Genomic DNA, 20,759 nt, shown 5'->3' on the forward strand with positions numbered 1-20,759 from the left:
TTTAACCCAATGATGTGGTCGTTTTTGGACACGTAAAATACAATTATCCGTTTAATTTTATATACCCCCCATCTATGGGGAAATCTGTTCCCGTTATAAATGCGGCCTCGTCCGAACTGAGATAAAGCGCTAAATGAGCTACTTCATCTGGTGTACCCATGCGACCTATAGGTTGACTTTTAGATAGTTTAGCAAACATTTCTTCCTCTTTTCCTTCGTAATTTTTTTTTATAAAACCATCGACAAATGGGGTATGTACTCTTGCCGGTGAAATACTATTACATCGTATCCCAAAATTGAGGTAATCTTTAGCAACCGAATAGGTCATGGTAAGTACGGCACCCTTAGTCATAGAATACGCAAACCGATCTGAAATGCCCACCGTGGCTGCAATAGAAGCCATATTAAGGATTACCCCACCTCCCTGTGCTTTCATTTTTCCTATTACAGCATGCATGCAGTTATAGACTCCTTTAATATTTACATGATACAGTCGATCTAAATCTGACGCTGTTGTTCCTTCTAAATTACCCACATGGGCAATCCCCGCATTGTTCACTAAAATATCGATACGCCCAATTTCTGCAACAGCGGAGATAATAGCGGCAACCTGCTTTTGGTGCGCTACATCGCAAGAATGAAAGGTAGCCTTACCCCCATTAGAACGTATATCTTTTACTACCCTTTCGCCATTTTCTGTATTGAATTCTAAAATATGGACATGGGCACCTTGGGTTGCAAAGGTTTTGGATATGGCTTCACCAATACCACTAGCACCTCCGGTAACTATAGCTATCTTACTTTTTAGACTAAATGCGGTCATTATTTGGTATTATTTTAGTTTACAACATATCCAGCAAACTTATTTTCTATTGGGTTTCTTGGCCTGTTTGCCACGCTACCCCATTTGGAAAAGCATACGCTTCTAGGGACTTTTTTTTCATTCGAATGCTATATCCCGGTGCCACAGGGGGCATGTACGCTCCATTTTTTATAACCACCGGATCTACAAAATGCTCATGCAAATGATCTACATACTCTATAATCCTGTCTTCCATAGTACCGCTTATAGCGATATAATCAATCATAGAAAGGTGCTGTACGTATTCGCAAAGTCCTACGCCTCCCGCATGCGGACAAACAGGGATGTTGAACTTTGCTGCCATAAGTAATATCGCTAGAATTTCATTGACCCCTCCTACCCTACAACTATCAATCTGACAAATTCCGATGGCATTCGCCTGCATCAATTGCTTAAACATCACCCGGTTTTGACAATGTTCCCCGGTGGCCACTTTTATGGGGTAAACTGCTTTCGCAATTTTGGCATGACCCAAAATATCATCGGGGCTCGTAGGTTCCTCTATCCACCAAGGATCAAAGCGTTTTAGTTGCGCCATAGTAAGGATGGCTTCATCTACATCCCACTTTTGATTTGCATCCATCATCAAACGTAAATCGGTTCCAATTTCTTCTCGAATAATAGCCGCGCGCCGCATGTCGTCCTTTAGATCGGATCCTACCTTAATTTTCATGTGCTTAAAACCGGCTTGTTTAGCCTCTTTGCATAATCTGCGCATCTTTTCATCTGAATACCCCAACCAACCGGCAGAGGTAGTATAGGCCGGGTAGCCCTCTTTCATTAGTGCATCAATGCGTTCTTGCTTTGTGTCCTCTTGCTTTTGTAGCATGTTTAAGGCTTCCTGTGGCGTAATGGCATCGGTGATATACGTAAAATCGATACAAGATATAAATTTTTCCGGGGACATGTCGGCCACTAATTTCCACAACGGCTTGCCCTCTACCTTGGCATAAAGATCCCAAACGGCATTTACCACGGCACCTGTAGCCAAATGAATGACCCCCTTTTCGGGACCCAACCACCGCAACTGACTGTCGCCCGTAATCATTTTCCAAAAAGCACCCATATTGGTTGTAAAGCTTTCCAGTGTTTTTCCTATTATTAATTGTGACAGCGCAGTAATAGCTGCAACGCAAAGTTCATTTCCACGACCAATAGTGAAGGTAAGCCCATGTCCTTCTAAAGCATCCGGGTGATCTGTTTTTAAAATAACGTATGCCGCGGAATAATCAGGATCCGTGTTCATAGCATCGGAACCAGCCAGAGTACGACTAGTAGGAAAACGGATATCTTTAACCAGAAAATCCGTTATGGTAATGGGTTTGGACATGCATCTAAATTTGAAAAAACCAAAGCTAACATCTTAAGTGCGGTTAAGCTACCAAAATTAAAACAGTGCCTAATACTATTTTTGCTTTGCTTTATAAAACGAGGCCTATAACAGTAAAAAAGGATATCCTAAAGCCTACCTATTTTACGCCTTAAAAAAGGGCTGCTTTTTTATATTGACCTTGATTTAGGTTTCATTTGACACGTGTTCTATATGTTGTTGAAGATAGGTTCTTGGGGAACTTTTGGTGATTTTCTTGAACTGCCTATTAAAATTAGAGATATTATTAAATCCGCTCTCAAAACAAATGGAAGTGATGTTGAGTTTTTGTTCTAATAGTAATTTGCACGCATAACCAATTCGGACTTCATTGAGGTAAGTGGTAAATGTTTTTCTATGAATGCGTTTAAAGAAACGGCTGAAAGCAGACGGATTCATGTGTGCCACTGCGGCCGCATCCTTGGACCCGATGGGCGCACTGAAATTCCTAAAGACAAACTCGTAAATCGCATCTAAACTTTTATTTTCAGTGGTACGAAAAGAATGTATAAACCCTACACTTGCGAGCCGCTTTATAGGGCTGTGTTTGGCAAGATCGTGAAGGATTTCTATTAATTTTAGCGTTTTGTAAAAATCATCTAAAAGTTCAAGTTTTTTGATCTTTTCAATAATTTTATGGTCGAGGTCTTTAAACAAAATTCCGTGCTGCGCCTGCGCAAACAATTGGGCAATTTGTCGCATTTCCGGAATTTGGAAAAAATGTGTCCCTAAAAAATCTTCTTTAAAATGTATGGCTATAGCCTCTGCCAATAAATCGGACTCCTTCTTAAAATAAACATCATCATTTACCCACATATGCGGCAAGTTCGCTCCTGTGAGTACTACATCTCCGGGCTGAAATTTTGCCACATTATCTCCAATAAAGCGTGTGCCGATACTTTTAGTGATCAAAACCAACTCCAGCTCAGGGTGATAATGCCAAACTTTTAAAAAATGCTTAAATCGATGTGTCTTGATGCTAAAAGAAGCATTGGTGGCGTTCCTTCGATCTATTAAATGTAATTTCACGTCTTTTTGTGTAAAAATTTGAAGTAATATCATCTAATATATACCTAAATTATGGCTATTTGTATATAACTGCAAAAATAATATCATGATTTGCCAAATAAATGGTAGCATACGATAGCATTATCATCTAATTTTAACCTGTTTTAAATTGTTCTCCAAATGATTTACAAACAACAATCATTTTTTTAAAAGTTAATTTTTTGAGTTTGTTTAATTGTCTTTATAAAAGCCTGATAGTACTATCGGGCTTTTGTATTTTTTAAGAATAATCTCTTATTTTTGAATGGGTGTATCAGGTAGAACGTGCCAACCCATTTGCAGTAAAAATTGCAGTGCCTTATGGAGCAATAACCCACGTATAAACGGCAAACATGCGCATAGACAGTCATCAACATTTTTGGAACTATAATTCGGCTACGCACAGTTGGATTAATGAGACGATGTCTGTATTGCGACGAAATTTTACGCCCAAAGACCTATACCCCATTCTATCAAGCTTCGGTTTTGATGGGTGTATCGCCGTAGAGGCTCATTCTTCGGAGCAAGAAACCGAATTTTTACTGCGCTGTGCGCAAGAAAATAAGTTTATAAAAGGTGTGGTGGGTTGGGTAGATCTAAGCGCTCCCAATGTTGCAGAACGCCTGCACCACTTTAGCCAGAACACGCTCTTAAAAGGGGTACGGCATTTGGTACAAGACGAGCCCAATGGCTTTATGTTAGATCCGGCGTTTCAAAACGGAATTTCTAAACTTCATGACTATGGTCTTACGTATGATATCCTTATTTATCCCCATCAACTTAAAGAAGCCAACGAACTGGTTGCTGCCTTTCCCAATCAAAAATTCGTGCTAGATCATATTGCCAAACCGTACATTAAAACGAATAGCATAAACGCCTGGCAAAAAGACATTGAATTGCTGGCGCAACATCAAAATTTACATTGTAAAATATCGGGCATGGTCACGGAGGCAAATTGGCATTCTTGGACGAATACCGATTTTACCCCCTATTTGGATGTGGTGTTCGCTTGTTTTGGTACAGATCGGATTATGTTCGGATCCGATTGGCCTGTGTGCCTTTTAGCAGCAAACTATGGCGAGATGCTTCAAATTATAGAAAATTACATCCACCCTTATCCTAATGCAGTACAGGAGCAACTTATGGGAAAAAACGCTGCCCTTTTTTACAACCTCAATCGTTCATGACATCAACCTAAAAAAATTCAGTGGCTAAATTAGCTTTAAAAAATATCAGACCTATGAAAAAACACTGCTTGACTTTAGATTTAAAAAACGATGAAGCACTGATTAAAAAGTACGACGAGTACCACAAAGCCGTATGGCCCGAAGTACTCCAAAGTCTTGGCGACTCTGGCATACAATTCATGGAAATTTACCGGGTAAGGAACCGTTTATTTATGATTATTGAAGTGGATGATGCGTTTTCTTTTGAAAGAAAGGCAGCCATGGATGCCGATAACGCCAAAGTTCAAGAATGGGAAACTTTAATGTGGAATTACCAACAAGCCTTGCCATTTGCTAAACCGGGGCAAAAATGGATACCGTTAGAAAAGGTATTTACGTACGACGCAAAAAAGCTTGGTTAGCCATAACGCTTGAAGCAAAGAGAACTATTTTTAAACTGAGAACAGCATTGTTCATGGATTCAAATACGTCACTTTTGATCTTTTACACTTGACAAATACGCCGTATGAATAGTCCCAATATAGAAAAAACACTCACCCCAAAAGATACCTTTATCTTTAAGGATATCACTGGGCCTTATTTTAATCCGCATTGGCATTTTCATCCCGAATTTCAGATTTCATATATAGTTGAAGGAAAAGGTACGCGATTTGTGGGCGATCATGTGCATTCATTTTCGGAGGGCGACCTAGTGCTAACCGGTCCAAATCTTCCTCATTTATGGCGCAGTGATGACGTCTATTTTAAAAAGAATAGTACCTTAACAACCAGAGGGTTGGTTATTTATTTTGATCATGTATTGCTGAGCCCGTCTCTCTTAGCGAAACAAGAATTTTACAGAATTAACAAACTTATTGAAAACGCCCAAAGAGGGATTGCCTTTTTTGGTAAAAATTCGAATAAGATACAAAAGTTACTGCTGCGTATTGATACCGAGGTGGGCTTTAAAAGGATTCGGACTTTATTAGAAATCTTGGATGATTTAGCACATACAGACGAATATCAATTGCTTTCTAGTCCCGGGTATACCAATACCCTTAAAGGAAATGATGCCGAAAAAATGCATCAGGTATATGATTATGTAATGACGCATTTTAAAAAAGATATTTCATTAGCTGAAATCGCAGCACTATTGCGAATGACCACCACCTCGTTTTGCCGCTATTTTAAACCAAGAGCCAATAAGACCTTTACCCGCTTTGTAAATGAAATTCGCATTGGGCACGCCCGAAAACTATTGCTCGAAGACAATTTTAATATTTCCCAAATCAGTTATGAGTGTGGTTTTAATACCCTATCCAATTTTAACCGGCAATTTAAATCTATTGTGCACATGAGTCCGCAGGAATATCGAAAGCTATTTTTAGACATTAAGACCAGTATTTCTTGAAAACAACTTTAAAATTGATCTTTAAGAACTTGGTCGCACAATATTTCTAACTTTTTAAGGCAAAAAAGTACTATTTTTTGGTAGTATAAAGGATTTTTAAAATTTCTTTTCGTTTTAAATTTATTAAATTCTAAATTTAGCGGGTTGTTTATTACATTGACCATAATTTTGAAATGTAAATCATACTATTCTAATCGAAAAAAAAAAAATTTTTGATGAACAGTTCCAAATGTATTCAGAGACAACATTATTATTAGTTTGAAAATTTAAATAATAAATTAACCAAAAATTAAAACAAAATCAATGGAAACTACGGACAATCAAGCTGGTGTAAATGGTAAAAGATTATTTTACGGAAGTTGTTTTGCAATTATCACCACCGCCTTTTCTTTTAGTATAAGAGCAGGAATTCTTCCTGAATTGGGAGAAGAATTTGGTCTCTCCGGAGAGCAATTGGGTTTTATTAACTCTATGTGGTTCTGGGGATTTCCTTTGGCCATGGTGGTAGGCGGTTTAGTCTATCATACTGTTGGGCCTAAAAAAATCATGCAATTTGCCTTTTTAGCACATACACTTGGGATTATACTTACCATATATTCTGGGGGCTATATAGGGTTAATAATTTCCACTTTTCTTATTGGGCTTGGTAATGGTTGTACTGAGGCAGCGTGCAACCCAATGATTGCCGATAGTTATACAGGAAAACGGATGAACACGCTTTTAAATCGTTTCCATATGTGGTTTCCCGGTGGTATTGTTCTGGGAGCGTTAATCAGTTATTTTATGACCAACGCTAATATGGGATGGCAGGCTCAAATTTGGTTTATTATAATACCAACCGTAATATACGCTTATCTGTTTTGGGGACAAAAGTTTCCAAAACCGCGTATTCAGGAAGCTGCTACATTAAGCGGAAACTTCAAAGCAATGGCTACCCCTGTTTTTATTTTTATTGCTGTTTGCATGGCAATGACTGCCATTTCTGAATTTGTTCCGAATCAATGGGTACAATTGATTTTATCAAAAAGCGGAGCAGCTCCGATGGTGATTTTGGCTTTAATAAGTGGTATTATGGCTGTAGGACGTTACTTTGGAGGGGATTTTGTACACAAGTTCGATCAAACCGGTGTGTTACTTGGATCAGCGGTTTTAACAGCAATTGGAATCTTTTTACTCAGTACGCTGACCGGAGGCATGACCTATGTTGCTGCCGTTATTTTTGCTTTGGGTATTACCTATTTCTGGCCAAATATGATTGGTTTTGTTGCCGAGAAAATTCCGAAAAGTGGTGCCTTAGGTATGTCTGTTATCGGGGCAATCGGAATGTTTATGACAGGGAATATGCAACCTATTTTTGGCGGGTGGATAGATAGCGCAAGAGAAAAAGCAACTGCTATGGGTCTCTCAGGAGATGCTATGGAATTGGCTACAGGGCAAGAAACACTTAAGACAATGACTATTTTCCCTATTATACTCATTGTGTTGTTTACGATTCTATACTTTTGGATGAAAAAGAGTAAGCAAACCGGTCCTGCTGCTTAATTAAACAACTTGTAAAATAAAATAGAGCCAATCTACATTAGCTCCATAATAACTTTCGACAATGAAAATAGGCATGAATATGTTGCTATGGACCAACCATGTAACCGAAGCGCACTATGGTATCGTAGACCAACTAAAAGCGACAGGTTATGACGGTGTAGAATTGTTCTTGGGAGAAGGTTCCGTGGCGCATTATTCCAAATTAGGCACTCATTTTTCAGCTATTCAAATGGGTACCACCTGTGTGGCGGCGTTAGCAGCAGAGGAAAACATTGCCAGTCCGGATCGGAAATTTCGGCAGGCGGGTCTTGAAAAATTAAAATGGTCTATTGATAGGGCAGCGGCGGCAAACTGCGAAGTCATCTGTGGTCCATTTCATTCCACTTTTGCCTTTTTTACGAGACAACCACCAACCCAAGCCGAAAGGCAATGGAGCCTAGAGATGCTGCTTAAGGCTGCGGATTATGCCGCAGAGGCCAACATCATCTTAGCACCGGAGGCCGTCAATAGATTTGAGTGCTATTTGTACAACACTATGGCCGATTTGCGCACGTTGGCAGCCAAAGCGAATCATCCACATTTAGGAGCCATGTTCGATACCCATCATGCGCATATTGAAGAAAAAAGTCAGGCTACTGCCCTAAAAACGATAGCACCCTATCTAAAACACGTTCACATTAGCGAAAATGACCGTGGAACACCCGGAAGCGGTCAAGTGCATTGGAATGAAGTTTTTGCAGCGTTAAAAGAAATAAAATACGACGGATGGCTCACCATCGAAGCCTTTAGCACCATCATCCCCGAATTTGCCAATGCCATCAATGTTTGGCGCGATTATTCTCCTTCAGAGGAGGTTTATACGAAAGGGCTTTCTTTTATTAAAAACGGAATGGGGATTAGTTGATGGTTGATGGTTGAAAGGAAACAAGAAACCTGAAACAGGAAACGGTTGATGGTTGTATTTTGTTGGATGAAGAGAAACCTGAAACTAAACACCTGAAAATAAGAACTTTTGATTTTGAACTTTCAACATGATCTCAAACATTAAATAGTAAACATGAAAAAAATAGTATGTGTATGTATCTGCTTGGCGTTGGCGGGCTGCTTAGGGAAGCCAAATAGTTCCACGGCAAAGCAAGAACCCACACAATGGCTCACCTTTTCGGGCGGAAATGAAAATGCGAAGCACATTGTCCTCATTTCAGGAGATCAGGAATACAGATCGGAAGAAGCACTCCCCCAACTGGCCAAGATTTTATCCCAAAGACATGGGTTTAAATGCACCGTGCTTTTTGCTCAAGATCCTGCCGAACCTGGGATTATCAATCCAAAAGAAAACGGCCATATTCCCGGTTTAGAAGCATTGCAAACGGCGGACCTCATGTTTATTTTTACCCGATTTACCGCACTTCCCGACGAACAAATGAAACACATAGACGAGTATCTAATCGCAGGGAAACCCGTTGTGGGCATTCGCACTGCCACCCATGCCTTTAATTTTCCCGAAGGTTCAAATTCTGCCTACACCCATTACGGCAATGGTTACAATGGCGAAAAAACCGAATGGAAAGACGGCTTTGGCCGGTTGGTCTTGGGCGAAAAATGGATTGCCCACCATGGCCATCACAAGCACCAAAGTACGCGAGGTGTATTGGCGGAAAATATAGATGATAAAAGTATTGCGAACGGAATTGCCGATGGGGATATTTGGGGGCCTACGGATGTGTATGAAGTACGATTGCCTTTGCCGGGCGATGCCCAACCCATCATTTTGGGACAGGTAATTAACAGAGCAGGTACCTATGATGAAGATGACCTTTTTTATGGCATGAAACCCACAGACAGCGTATTGGCCAAAACTAACGATCAGGGCATTTCCGTAAACGATATCCTGATGCCTATTGCGTGGACAAAAAGCTATCAACTCCCCGGCGGTAAAAAGGGAAAGGCTTTTACCTCGACCATAGGGGCGGCCAGCGACCTTCTCAACGAAGGCACTCGAAGGTTATTGGTAAATGCCGTGTACTGGACGCTAGACGTACCTGTTCCCGAAAAAGCCGATGTTTCGCTTGTGGGCACCTATCAACCCACAGCCTACGAGTTTAAAACGGATGACTATTGGAAAAATAGGAAACTCAATATAACGGATTTGGAGTAAGAAGGGTTTTTATAGAATTGAAATTGCCATATTTATATAAAGTTCTTTTACTTATTATTTAGTTACGATTATTTTTTAAAGAGCAGAATGTAGGTATACTTCAATGGGCACAGAAAATTGAGACGAACCAATATCAAATAATCGTATCTGTTTTATGATTAAGGAAATTCAGCAAGAAATAAAAACGAATAGAACGTTCCTAAAAGGTATTGGAATTCTTGAAATCGTTGGTGGCATAACAGGGATTGGACTTATTATATGGCTCATGCTTCAAGAATCCGAAACAAATACCCTTGTCCTATTAATTCTACTTATAGCTGTCGGATTTTATTTCTACTCCATTTATGCTGGAATCATACTTTTCAAAAAACTAGAGAATGGAGTTTTACATTCTCTAGTTCTACAATATCTGCAAATTCCTGCATTTTCAATTGGCGGCTTTACGTATATAATGACTTCAGGTGGATATTTTTTATTAGGATTTAACTTCGCTACTAGTTCAATAAATTTTAGTTTCGCTCTTATCGCAAGTAAATTTCAAATTGATATTTTGACCAATTCGGATAGCGCATTTATAAAATTAAACCTGTTAGCTATTTTGGTTTTAGCCTTAATTGAAAACTCATTGAAAAAAATAATGAAGTACTCTAAATTAAAGGCAAATTACGATAGAAATATGAATGAATGGCTAAATCCAAAAAACTAAGACCCGGCCTAGTGCGGATTCCCTGGCTACCGAACGAATCCTGTCGTGTGGCTTATTTGCAGCAGCGAAAGAAACAGTACCGATCTTAATAATATACAAATTCAACCCACATACATTATTTTACAGGAAAAAAGCTATTCACAGCTGCTTCACCAATCTGTACAAGGAAGTCCCTAAAGCCGCGGTATTCATTTTTCATCCTAGACGTTCATGTCATTCTTTTTTACAGCCTCCTCATTTTTGTAAGCTGCACTACCCTATTATCGACTCGCAACATCTAAAATTAACGGCGTATTGCGTATATTAGCACTCCATATTTACGAACATAATTAGTACCTAATGAATTCCAAACTAAAAAAAATAGTAGGATTACTTTGCATGGCGCACTTTACTTTTTTGAGTGCGCAATCGTTTGATTTTGTGATAGACCATTCGGCTATAATTGTGAATCAGTTAGAGAAAACAGGCGATTTTTACGCTAAGGTGATGGGGCTGCAAGAAATACCGCACCCTACTAATTCACCGGGATTTCGTTGGTTTAATGTACAGGGAAATTCTCAATTACATTTAATTTATAAAGATACCGTGGTGATGAAAAAGCACAAATCCATGCACCTCTGCCTATCTACTCAAAAGTTGGATGCGTTTATAGAAAATCTAAAGTATCATCAAATTCCGTTTGAAGATTGGCCCGGAAAACCGAATGCCGTGACCTTGCGAGCCGACGGTGTACAACAAATCTATATTCAGGATCCCGAAGGGTATTGGATTGAAATAAATGATGCTGCGCACTAATGCCGCATCAAAAAGATAGAAGGAGCATAGCGCAAACTTAAATTTTCAAAATACAACCATATGGCTACAAGTATAAAACATATCTATCCTTTAGGGTTTCCGTGGAAGACCGAAGATCCCTTTTTATTTTGTGTGCATCATCATGATTTTTTTCCAAAAGGCAATGATGATTTGGGGCCGGATTCATCTTTAGAGGGTCGAAACATTGGCAATGATTTTACGATAAAAGACGGATGGCGCATGTATCATGGCCATACCGTTCCCGGATTTCCGGCCCATCCGCATTGCGGTTTTGAAACCGTAACCATTGTAAACAAAGGATTTTGCGACCACTCGGATTCGTTGGGTGCCGCAGGCCGGTTTGGTGAAGGCGATGTGCAATGGATGACTGCCGGAAGTGGTGTGCAACATTCCGAAATGTTTCCTTTACTGCATCGGGATAAGGAAAATACATTAGAGTTATTTCAACTATGGCTTAATCTACCCAAATCTAAAAAATATGCCGACCCGCATTTTTCTATGTTGTGGCACGAAGATATCCCGGTCTTACACACGGATGAAGCCATTATAAAGATTGTCGCCGGTACTTTTAAAGGCACCAACGCTTTACCTCCGGCTCCGGACTCCTGGGCTGCCGATGTAGAAAATGAAGTAGCTATTTGGAACATTACCCTTAAAAAAAACAAGACCTTAACCTTGCCAAAAGCCACCGATGACATCAACAGAAACCTCTATTTTTATGCGGGAGATACGCTAGAGATTGAGGGGCAAAAAATAAGTGCAACGCACGGCGTTTCTTTAGTTGCGTCCATAGATACCCTATTGCAAAGTGGTAGTGAAGACGCCCATATCTTAATATTACAGGGAAAACCCATACAAGAACCTGTAGCAACCTACGGGCCGTTTGTAATGAATACACAAGATGAAATACAACAGGTGATGCAAAATTTTAGGGCGACACAGTTTGGGGGATGGCCTTGGCGCTATCCGGACAATGTGCACGCACGCGAAAAAGGAAGGTTTGCCAAATATCCGGACGGCACAGTGATAGAAAAGTAAACGACCTCTAAGCGCGCTTTCAAAGCTTTAAAAGGAACATGTTCATTACGTTTCTACGAAAGCGAACACGCATTTAAATCTCGATTATCGAGTACATGAATATTTTTACTTTACGTCTTTTATTAGATTTTGGCCTTGTAATTCTCATTTGGATGGTACAACTAATTGTCTATCCAAGTTTTGGGTATTACGATCCTAAAAATCTGAACAAGTGGCATACAATTTACACTAAGCAAATATCGTATGTTGTTGTGCCGTTGATGCTTGGGCAACTCACGTTAGGGGTTATCCATGTTTTTAGAAGTCCGTCTATGTACACCTTAGCAAATCTATTATTGATCCTTGGAGTTTGGTTTCTGACTTTCCGAATTTTTGTACCCATACATCAAAAAATAACGGGAGGTTTCACCTCCCCAGAACTCCTTCAAAAATTAGTAACTCTGAATTGGATGCGTACCCTGCTTTGGACTCTAATTTTTCTGGGAACCTTACTTGCAGGTAGCAATATCCTGTACTAATTGATACCCAAGATAGGTTGCAAACGATGTAGTTAAAAACTAAGCCGTAACAATAATTTTTACTTTTATTTTAGCCGTACACGCCTTTTTATCCATGTCAACGCATTGTCATAGGATATAAAGAACTTCATGGGTTTCTTATAAAATAACTTCTCGATCTTAAAATTGTGCATGTCCATTTCTTTCATAGACACAATAGCCAATGCTTTAAGATTCTCCATTTCTTTAAAATAATTATAAATCATGGGGTCTATGGCGTAAGAATTTTTTCGATAACTCAGAAAACCAAAATTCCGATTTCTAAAATGTATTTCCGAAATACCCATAATTTGATAGGCTCGCTCAAGAGTCAGCGTAGTTCCTTCATCAAAAATAGTTACTAAATAATCATCAAAAACCTGTACTTTACCAATATCCAAGTGATATTCTCTAACGATAACCGTTTTTCGTGTTTGCCCCAAATTCATTTTATATAGTTTATAGCTCTGAAACGAAAGTAGTTGGAAGCCAAACATTCCTAAAAAAAATTAGACTAATGGCCAATATATCGTTTAAATGGTGAAGGCGTCCTATGCTACTGTATGATATTCCTACATACCCACAAATAGGCATAAAAAAAAGGAGCCGATTTACACGACTCCTCATACTTAAATTTCTTACAGTACGATATCCTTATTCTGTTTTAGACGACTTTTCTGGTTTTCTTATTTCAATGGTAAGTTCGTCTTTTTGCTCATCTAAATCCATATAAATACTGTCGCCTTCAGCTAATTTTGCATTTACGATTTCCTCAGCCAAAGAATCTTCAATATACTTTTGTATGGCACGCTTTAAGGGTCTGGCGCCGTACTGCTTATCAAAACCTTTTTCTGCGATATAGTCCTTCGCTTTTTCAGTTAAATTAAGGTCATACCCAATATCTTTAATACGTAAAAAAAGTTTTTTAAGTTCAATATCTATAATTTTGTGCAGATCTTCGCGCTCTAATGGATTAAAAACGACTACGTCGTCAATTCGGTTCAAAAATTCCGGGGCAAATGCCTTTTTAAGTGCGTTTTCGATGACGGATTTTTGATGCGTATCGGCTTGGGATTTCACAGCAGCAGTACCAAAACCCACACCTTGGCCAAAATCTTTAATCTGCCGGGCTCCAATATTAGAGGTCATAATGATAATGGTATTCCTAAAATCTATTTTCCTGCCTAAACTATCGGTAAGATAGCCGTCATCCAATACTTGCAATAACATGTTGAACACATCGGGATGTGCTTTTTCTACCTCGTCTAAAAGCACCACGGAATACGGTTTGCGACGTACTTTTTCAGTTAACTGTCCGCCCTCTTCGTATCCTACATATCCCGGAGGTGCTCCTACCAAGCGCGAAATGGCAAATTTTTCCATGTATTCGCTCATGTCAATTCGAATCAGCGCATCTTCCGAATCAAACAATTCCTTAGCTAAAACTTTGGCTAGCTGGGTTTTCCCTACACCTGTTTGTCCTAAAAATATAAAAGAGCCTATGGGTTTATCCGGATCTTTCAGTCCCGCCCTATTTCGCTGAATGGCTTTAGCTACTTTGGCTACGGCTTCATCCTGACCGATGACATTCCCTTTAATCAATTTAGGAAGCTCCGCAAGTTTATTGCTTTCTGTTTGTGCAATTCTGTTTACCGGAATACCACTCATCATAGAAACAACATCGGCCACATTATCTTCTGTAACGGTTTCGCGATGCAATCTGCTGTCTTCTTCCCACTTTTCTTGGGCTATAGCAAGATCCTTTTCTAGCCGCTTTTCATCGTCACGAAGCCTTGCAGCTTCTTCGTAACGTTGTTTTTTTACCACACTATTTTTTAGTTCTCGTACCTCTTCCAACTGCTTTTCCAATTCCAAAATCTGTTTAGGTACATCCATGTTTACAATATGTACTCTGGATCCGGATTCATCTAAGGCATCTATCGCTTTGTCCGGTAAAAACCGATCTGTCATATACCTATTGGTAAGTTTTACACAGGCCAAAATGGCTTCGTCGGTATAAATTACGTTATGGTGATCTTCGTATTTTCCTTTTATATTTTTAAGAATCTCTATAGTTTCTTCTACGGTAGTTGGCTCTACAATTACCTTCTGAAAACGGCGTTCTAAAGCCCCGTCTTTTTCAATATATTGTCGGTATTCATCTAAGGTGGTAGCACCAATACATTGAATTTCACCTCTGGCTAATGCGGGTTTAAACATATTGGAGGCATCCAAACTGCCCGTGGCTCCACCTGCCCCCACTATGGTATGAATTTCATCAATAAACAAAATGACATCGTCATTCTTTTCCAGTTCGTTCATAACGGCTTTCATGCGTTCTTCAAACTGCCCACGGTATTTGGTGCCTGCAACTAAAGAAGCCAAATCTAAAGTAACTACACGTTTATTGTATAAGATTCTGGATACTTTTTTGTTGATAATACGAAGTGCCAAACCTTCGGCGATAGCACTTTTACCTACGCCAGGTTCACCAATAAGGAGTGGATTGTTCTTTTTTCTTCTGCTTAGTATTTGCGATACCCTTTCTATTTCCTTCTCCCGTCCTACAACCGGGTCTAATCGGTTTTCCTCTGCCATTCGAGTAAGGTCGCGACCAAAGTTATCCAGCACCGGAGTTTTTGATTTCTTATTGCCTTTTTGGGCCGAAGAAGTTCCGAAAGCGCCATCTTTTTCATCAGAAGGATCTTCCGGGTCATTGGGAAATGATTCTGCCGATGGTGTATCGGTGTAATCATCATCACTCGTAATCATGGATTTAAATTGCTCCTTCACGTTATCATAGTCTACCTTAAGTTTATGTAGTAATTTTGTTGTAGGATCGTTTTCATTGCGTAAAATACAAAGTAGTAAATGTGCGGTATTAATAGACGAACTTTGAAAAAGTTTTGCTTCTAAAAAGGTGGTTTTTAGCGCACGCTCGGCTTGCCGCGTAAGATGAAGGTTTTTCTTGTCTTTTTGCATTAAACCCGAATTGGGATTGGCCGGACTAAGAATCTCCACTTTACGTCTGAGATGATCCAAATCCACATCCAACGCATCCAATATACTAATCGCTTTGCCATTACCATCCCTTAACAAACCCAACATGAGATGCTCGGTTCCTATAAAATCATGACCTAAGCGCAATGCTTCCTCCTTACTGTAGGCAATAACATCTTTTACTCTAGGTGAAAAATTATCATCCATAAAAATTGACTTTCGACATTAAAAATAGTAAATCTAACCGAAATTAATTCAATTACCGTACCTATATTCGATAAAGTCGGACGAAATGACGAAAAAAAACCCTTATTACAAAATAATTAACACCATATTGGTGGGCAGTTGTACGGATTGCGACTGTTAATAAATTGTTTAACAAACTATGATCTAATTGTTCGTAAAACATCCATTTTGCGTATATTGGCATGCTTTTTTAATTAAAAAATAAGACCGAATTTTATAATGGCAGAAGGAGAAAAATTAATTCCGATTAACATAGAAGATGAAATGAAATCGGCCTACATTGACTACTCAATGTCGGTCATAGTGTCACGTGCGTTACCGGATGTCAGAGATGGACTAAAACCGGTGCACCGACGGGTATTATATGGGATGCATGAACTGGGCGTTCGATCGAACAGTGCGCATAAAAAATCGGCACGTATTGTGGGCGAAGTTTTGGGTAAATATCACCCGCATGGAGACACCTCCGTTTACGACTCTATGGTGCGTATGGCACAAGAATGGAGTTTGCGCTATATGTTGGTTGATGGGCAAGGAAACTTTGGTTCTGTAGATGGCGACAGTCCCGCAGCCATGCGATACACCGAAGCGCGCATGCGAAAGATTGCAGATGACATGTTGGCGGATATTGAAAAGGAAACCGTTGATTATCAATTAAATTTTGATGACTCCCTGCAAGAACCCACTGTATTGCCTACAAGGATTCCGAATTTGTTGATTAATGGTGCTTCGGGAATTGCCGTAGGTATGGCTACAAATATGCCACCACATAACCTTTCTGAAGTGGTAGACGGCACCATAGCGTATATTGATAATAATGATATTGAAATAGACGAACTTATTACGCATATTAAGGCGCCTGATTTCCCCACAGGGGGCATTATTTACGGGTATGATGGGGTAAAAGAAGCCTTTCATACCGGGAGAGGTCGTGTAGTGATGCGTGCCAAAGCCAATTTTGAAGAAATACAAGGCAGAGAGTGCATCGTGGTCACGGAAATTCCGTACCAGGTGAATAAAGCGGAAATGATTAAAAAAACCGTAGATATCATCAATGAGAAAAAAATTGATGGAATTGCCAATATACGGGATGAATCGGATCGTACAGGGATGCGTGTGGTATATATTTTAAAGAAAGATGCAGTACCAAACATTGTGCTGAACATGCTTTACAAATATACCGCCCTTCAATCGTCATTTAGTGTGAACAATATTGCCTTAGTTAATGGAAGGCCGCAATTGTTAAATGTAAAGGAACTTATACATCATTTTGTAACACATCGGCACGACGTGGTGGTGCGCCGAACCACTTTTGAACTTAAAAAAGCCGAAGATAGAGCACACATTCTTGAAGGTCTCATTATAGCGTCTGATAATATTGATGAAGTAATTGCCATTATACGAGCGTCTGCTAATGCCGATGCAGCACGAGAACGTTTAATGGAGCGTTTTGCACTTACCGAAATTCAGTCCAGAGCAATTGTAGAAATGCGCTTAAGACAACTAACCGGTCTGGAGCAAGATAAATTACGTGCCGAATTTGATGAAATCATTAAAACTATCGCAGACCTAAAAGATATTTTGGCACGGAAAGAACGCCGTATGCAAATTATAAAAGATGAACTTCTTGAGGTTAAGGATAAATATGGCGATAGACGCCGTTCCGAAATCAATTTTGCAGGCGGTGATTTAAGCATGGAAGATATGATTCCCGACGAGCAGGTAGTGATTACCATTTCTCATGCGGGTTACATTAAACGAACCCCGCTAACAGATTACAAAACTCAAAACAGAGGAGGCGTTGGGCAGAAAGCATCGTCTACCAGAAGTGAAGATTTTCTGGAACATTTATTTGTGGGAACCAACCATCAATACATGCTGTTTTTTACCCAAAAAGGAAAATGCTTTTGGATGCGGGTGTATGAAATCCCCGAAGGTACCCGAACATCAAAAGGTAGGGCCATTCAAAATCTTATCAATATAGACAATGAAGATAAGGTAAAAGCCTTTATCTGTACCCAAGACCTAAAAGACGAAGATTATGTAAATAATCATTATGTGATTATGGCTACCAAAAAAGGAATCGTAAAAAAGACCTCCTTAGAACAATACTCTAGACCCCGACAAAATGGCATTAATGCCATAAGCATCCGAGAAGACGATGAGTTGTTAGAAGCCAAATTAACCACGGGTGCCAGCCAAATATTTTTAGGGTTAAAATCGGGCAAAGCCATTCGTTTTGAAGAAAGCAAAACCCGTCCTATGGGCAGAAATGCCTCAGGGGTACGCGGGGTAACCTTAGCGGACGAGGAGGATGAAGTAATAGGCATGGTATCGGTACATAATTTTGAAGAAGAAATTCTTGTAGTCTCAGAAAATGGCTATGGAAAACGTTCCAGTATTGAGGATTACAGAATAACGAACCGAGGCGGCAAAGGCGTAAAAACGATATCAATAACGGAAAAAACAGGCGGTCTCGTGGCCATAAAGAATGTTTCTGACGCAGACGACCTAATGATAATCAATAAATCAGGTATTGCCATACGCATGAGTGTAGACGATCTTAGAGTTATGGGAAGAGCCACTCAAGGAGTGCGTCTTATCAACATTAGAGAAAACGACTCCATTGCCGCAGTGGCAAAAGTAATGAAAGATGAGATTGCCGTAGAGACCGCTGACCTATTAGATATAGAGGTTAAAGAAGAGGATGGCACGGCTCTTGATGAAAATAGTTCCGAATTAAAAGATGAATAGATAAACACTAAATTAAATTTAAAAATGAAAACAAAGATTTTAATAATGGCGGCTATGTCCTTCACGATAGCCGGGTTTTCTCAGAAGGATGAGATCAAAACAGCGGAAAAAGCGCTGAAATCTGGCGACGCTAAAGCGGCAACAACTGCCTTAGAAAGCGCTTCATCAGCGGTAGCCAGTGCTGATGCAAAGGTACAAGCACAATACTATTTTGTAAAAGGTAAAGCATATGCCGATTTAGCTAAAAAGGATAATGACGATGCTTCCTTTAATGCTGCGATTACCGCCTTCAACAAGGTAGTCGATATTGAGGAGAAAGAAGGAAAACAAAAATACACTTCAGAGTCAAATCAATACCTAAGTTCGATTGCTGTTGATTTGGTAAACGCTGCCGTGGCCGATAATTCTGCCAAAAAATACAAAGAAGCGGCCGATAAATTGTATACCAGCTATAAATTAAGTCCAAAAGACACCACCTACTTGTATTTTGCAGCCGGTAGCGCAGTAACGGGTGGGCTCTACGAAGATGCCTTAAAATATTACAACGAACTCAAGGCTTTGGGTTACGATGGAAGCTCTGTGGTGTATAAGGCCACGAATGTAGAAACCGGTGAAACCGAAGAAATGAATAAGACGCAACGAGATTTAATGGTGAAATCTGGAACGTACAAAGACCCCATCGACGAAAAAGCCCCTTCTAAAAAGGCTGAAATTGTAAAGAATATAGCCTTAATTTATTCCCAACTTGGACAAGACGATAAAGCTATGGGCGCTTTTAAAGAAGCCAGAGCCAATGACCCTAAAGATGTAAACCTTATTTTAAGCGAAGCCAATCTTTATTTTAAATTGGGCGACAAAGAGCAATTTAAAGCCCTAATGGCTGAAGCTACTGAAGTAGAACCAGATAATCCGGACTTACATTACAACATTGGTGTCATTAATATGGAGCAGAACAATATTGAAGAGGCTAGAGCATCCTATAAAAAAGCTTTAGAAATAAACCCCAACTACACCAATGCACAGCTAAATTTGTCTACGACCTATGTAAATGAGGGAAATGGACTTATTGATGAAATGAATTCGCTTGGCAACTCTAGAGCGGATATTGCCAGATATGATGAATTAAAAGAAAAGAAAGATGCCTTGTTTTTAGAAGGTGCAAATATTTTAGAAGAGGCATTAAAGGGAAATCCTGAAAATCAAGGAATTTTAACACAATTGAAAAATATCTATGGCGCTATGGGCGACAATGATAATTTTATGAGGGTTAAAAAACTATTGGGAGAATAAGGAGTACCCTAAGGATTCTAAAAAAAATCAGCTCTATAAAAGAGCTGATTTTTTTTTAGAGTATTTTTTTAATAACCCGCAGTTTGTGGGTATATCTTTTCGTTTCTACATTAAAAATCCCGGTATGATCTATACGATCTATGCGGACTTTACCATGTACGTGAATGATGTAATGATTATCCATTAAAATACCGACATGATGAATGTTACCGTCAGCATTATCAAAAAATGCTAAGTCCCCAGCCTCACTTTCCTCTATAAAACTCAACACCTCGCCTTGGGTTGCCTGTTGGCCTACATCACGCAATAAAGGATATCCGTTAATCTTATAAACCATTTGCGTAAATCCGGAGCAATCTATGCCGAAAGGTGTTTTTCCACCCCACATAAACGGTGCATTTATATAACACATCGCTGTTTTAATAAGATCTGATTTCCTAGCTTTTTCAGCTAAAAAACTTCCGTGATACTGATGTGAAAAAAAAGTGACTTTATCCAAACACGACCCAATCATCAAAGGAATTAAAACTTTCTGCTCGGTCTCTGCAAAAGCAAGCAGTTCGGAAACGAATTTAGGATTTGCAATGGCTTCAAAATTTTTAAACTCATCCGCTGTTGTCGTTATCAATTGATTGTTCAAAATCCAACCTTCACAACGATCGAACGCAATTCTTATTTTACTCCATTTTTTTCGTTGTTCCAAAATCGTAAAATGATCCCCGTATAACAACTGAGTACGCATTTCACTGAAATGGTCTGCTGCACTTCTAACCGGAACACAACTTAAAATACAAGCCCCAAAACTTAAAGACATACGG

At 39.4% G+C, this 20,759-nt stretch carries 18 protein-coding genes; 12 read left to right on the top strand and 6 right to left on the bottom strand.

Translation table 11 applies throughout. The annotated features are described in order from the left end of the window. Positions 1–43 precede the first annotated feature (43 nt). The 3 genes from U1E44_RS12835 to U1E44_RS12845 form a co-directional block, all read right to left on the bottom strand. On the bottom strand, positions 44–823 hold the full coding sequence (locus tag U1E44_RS12835; protein ID WP_322931497.1) for an SDR family NAD(P)-dependent oxidoreductase: 780 nt from the start codon (positions 821–823) through the stop codon (positions 44–46). Positions 824–869: 46 nt separating this feature from the next. Continuing rightward, the gene (locus tag U1E44_RS12840; protein WP_322931498.1) at positions 870–2,192 is read right to left on the bottom strand and encodes an L-fuconate dehydratase; all 1,323 of its coding nucleotides are present in this window, start codon (positions 2,190–2,192) and stop codon (positions 870–872) included. A 186-nt stretch (positions 2,193–2,378) separates the two neighbouring features. Continuing rightward, positions 2,379–3,260 (bottom strand): AraC family transcriptional regulator, encoded by an 882-nt coding sequence (locus U1E44_RS12845; protein ID WP_322931499.1) that lies wholly within the window; start codon positions 3,258–3,260, stop codon positions 2,379–2,381. Positions 3,261–3,631: 371 nt separating this feature from the next. Between U1E44_RS12845 and U1E44_RS12850 the strand changes: the two genes are divergently transcribed. The 10 genes from U1E44_RS12850 (at position 3,632) to U1E44_RS12895 (ending at position 12,633) form a co-directional block, all read left to right on the top strand. After that, positions 3,632–4,465, top strand: coding sequence for an amidohydrolase family protein (locus U1E44_RS12850; RefSeq protein ID WP_322931500.1), 834 nt, complete (start codon positions 3,632–3,634; stop codon positions 4,463–4,465). 53 nt (positions 4,466–4,518) lie between these two features. Then, positions 4,519–4,866, top strand: a complete 348-nt coding sequence (locus U1E44_RS12855) for an L-rhamnose mutarotase (RefSeq protein WP_322931501.1) — start codon at positions 4,519–4,521, stop codon at positions 4,864–4,866. Positions 4,867–4,970: 104 nt separating this feature from the next. Continuing rightward, the gene (locus tag U1E44_RS12860) at positions 4,971–5,855 is read left to right on the top strand and encodes an AraC family transcriptional regulator (RefSeq protein WP_322931502.1); all 885 of its coding nucleotides are present in this window, start codon (positions 4,971–4,973) and stop codon (positions 5,853–5,855) included. Positions 5,856–6,158: 303 nt separating this feature from the next. Further along, positions 6,159–7,397 (top strand): MFS transporter, encoded by a 1,239-nt coding sequence (locus U1E44_RS12865; protein ID WP_322931503.1) that lies wholly within the window; start codon positions 6,159–6,161, stop codon positions 7,395–7,397. A gap of 61 nt (positions 7,398–7,458) precedes the next feature. Then, a complete protein-coding gene (locus U1E44_RS12870; protein ID WP_322931504.1) occupies positions 7,459–8,301 on the top strand; it encodes a sugar phosphate isomerase/epimerase family protein in 843 nt (280 codons plus the stop codon). A gap of 153 nt (positions 8,302–8,454) precedes the next feature. Next, positions 8,455–9,555 (top strand): ThuA domain-containing protein, encoded by a 1,101-nt coding sequence (locus U1E44_RS12875; protein ID WP_322931505.1) that lies wholly within the window; start codon positions 8,455–8,457, stop codon positions 9,553–9,555. A gap of 154 nt (positions 9,556–9,709) precedes the next feature. Beyond that, positions 9,710–10,261, top strand: a complete 552-nt coding sequence (locus U1E44_RS12880; RefSeq protein ID WP_322931506.1) for a hypothetical protein — start codon at positions 9,710–9,712, stop codon at positions 10,259–10,261. 339 nt (positions 10,262–10,600) lie between these two features. Continuing rightward, positions 10,601–11,056: a VOC family protein gene (locus U1E44_RS12885; RefSeq protein WP_322931507.1), complete on the top strand. Its 456-nt coding sequence runs from the start codon at positions 10,601–10,603 to the stop codon at positions 11,054–11,056. Between the two features lie 60 nt (positions 11,057–11,116). Further along, positions 11,117–12,115: a pirin family protein gene (locus tag U1E44_RS12890; RefSeq protein WP_322931508.1), complete on the top strand. Its 999-nt coding sequence runs from the start codon at positions 11,117–11,119 to the stop codon at positions 12,113–12,115. A 95-nt stretch (positions 12,116–12,210) separates the two neighbouring features. Next, positions 12,211–12,633, top strand: a complete 423-nt coding sequence (locus U1E44_RS12895; RefSeq protein ID WP_322931509.1) for a hypothetical protein — start codon at positions 12,211–12,213, stop codon at positions 12,631–12,633. Between the two features lie 65 nt (positions 12,634–12,698). On the opposite strand, the gene U1E44_RS12900 is transcribed toward U1E44_RS12895, so the two are convergent. Both U1E44_RS12900 and U1E44_RS12905 read right to left on the bottom strand, forming a co-directional pair. Beyond that, positions 12,699–13,100: a hypothetical protein gene (locus U1E44_RS12900; protein WP_322931510.1), complete on the bottom strand. Its 402-nt coding sequence runs from the start codon at positions 13,098–13,100 to the stop codon at positions 12,699–12,701. 205 nt (positions 13,101–13,305) lie between these two features. Then, positions 13,306–15,858 carry an ATP-dependent Clp protease ATP-binding subunit gene (locus U1E44_RS12905; RefSeq protein ID WP_322931511.1) on the bottom strand — a complete coding sequence of 851 codons (2,553 nt, stop codon included), beginning with the start codon at positions 15,856–15,858 and terminating at the stop codon, positions 13,306–13,308. Between the two features lie 258 nt (positions 15,859–16,116). Between U1E44_RS12905 and gyrA the strand changes: the two genes are divergently transcribed. Together gyrA and U1E44_RS12915 are read left to right on the top strand one after the other, a co-directional pair. Then, positions 16,117–18,651 (top strand): DNA gyrase subunit A, encoded by a 2,535-nt coding sequence (gene gyrA / locus U1E44_RS12910; protein WP_322931512.1) that lies wholly within the window; start codon positions 16,117–16,119, stop codon positions 18,649–18,651. 24 nt (positions 18,652–18,675) lie between these two features. Next, the gene (locus U1E44_RS12915; protein ID WP_322931513.1) at positions 18,676–19,941 is read left to right on the top strand and encodes a tetratricopeptide repeat protein; all 1,266 of its coding nucleotides are present in this window, start codon (positions 18,676–18,678) and stop codon (positions 19,939–19,941) included. A 55-nt stretch (positions 19,942–19,996) separates the two neighbouring features. Here U1E44_RS12915 and U1E44_RS12920 read toward each other — a convergent pair whose 3' ends face one another. After that, complete coding sequence (locus tag U1E44_RS12920) at positions 19,997–20,755, bottom strand: C40 family peptidase (protein ID WP_416242057.1); 759 nt, start codon at positions 20,753–20,755, stop codon at positions 19,997–19,999. Between the last annotated feature and the right edge of the window lie 4 nt (positions 20,756–20,759).

This window comes from Aurantibrevibacter litoralis (assembly GCF_034651555.1).
Taxonomy (GTDB): Bacteria; Bacteroidota; Bacteroidia; order Flavobacteriales; family Flavobacteriaceae; genus Aurantibrevibacter; species Aurantibrevibacter litoralis.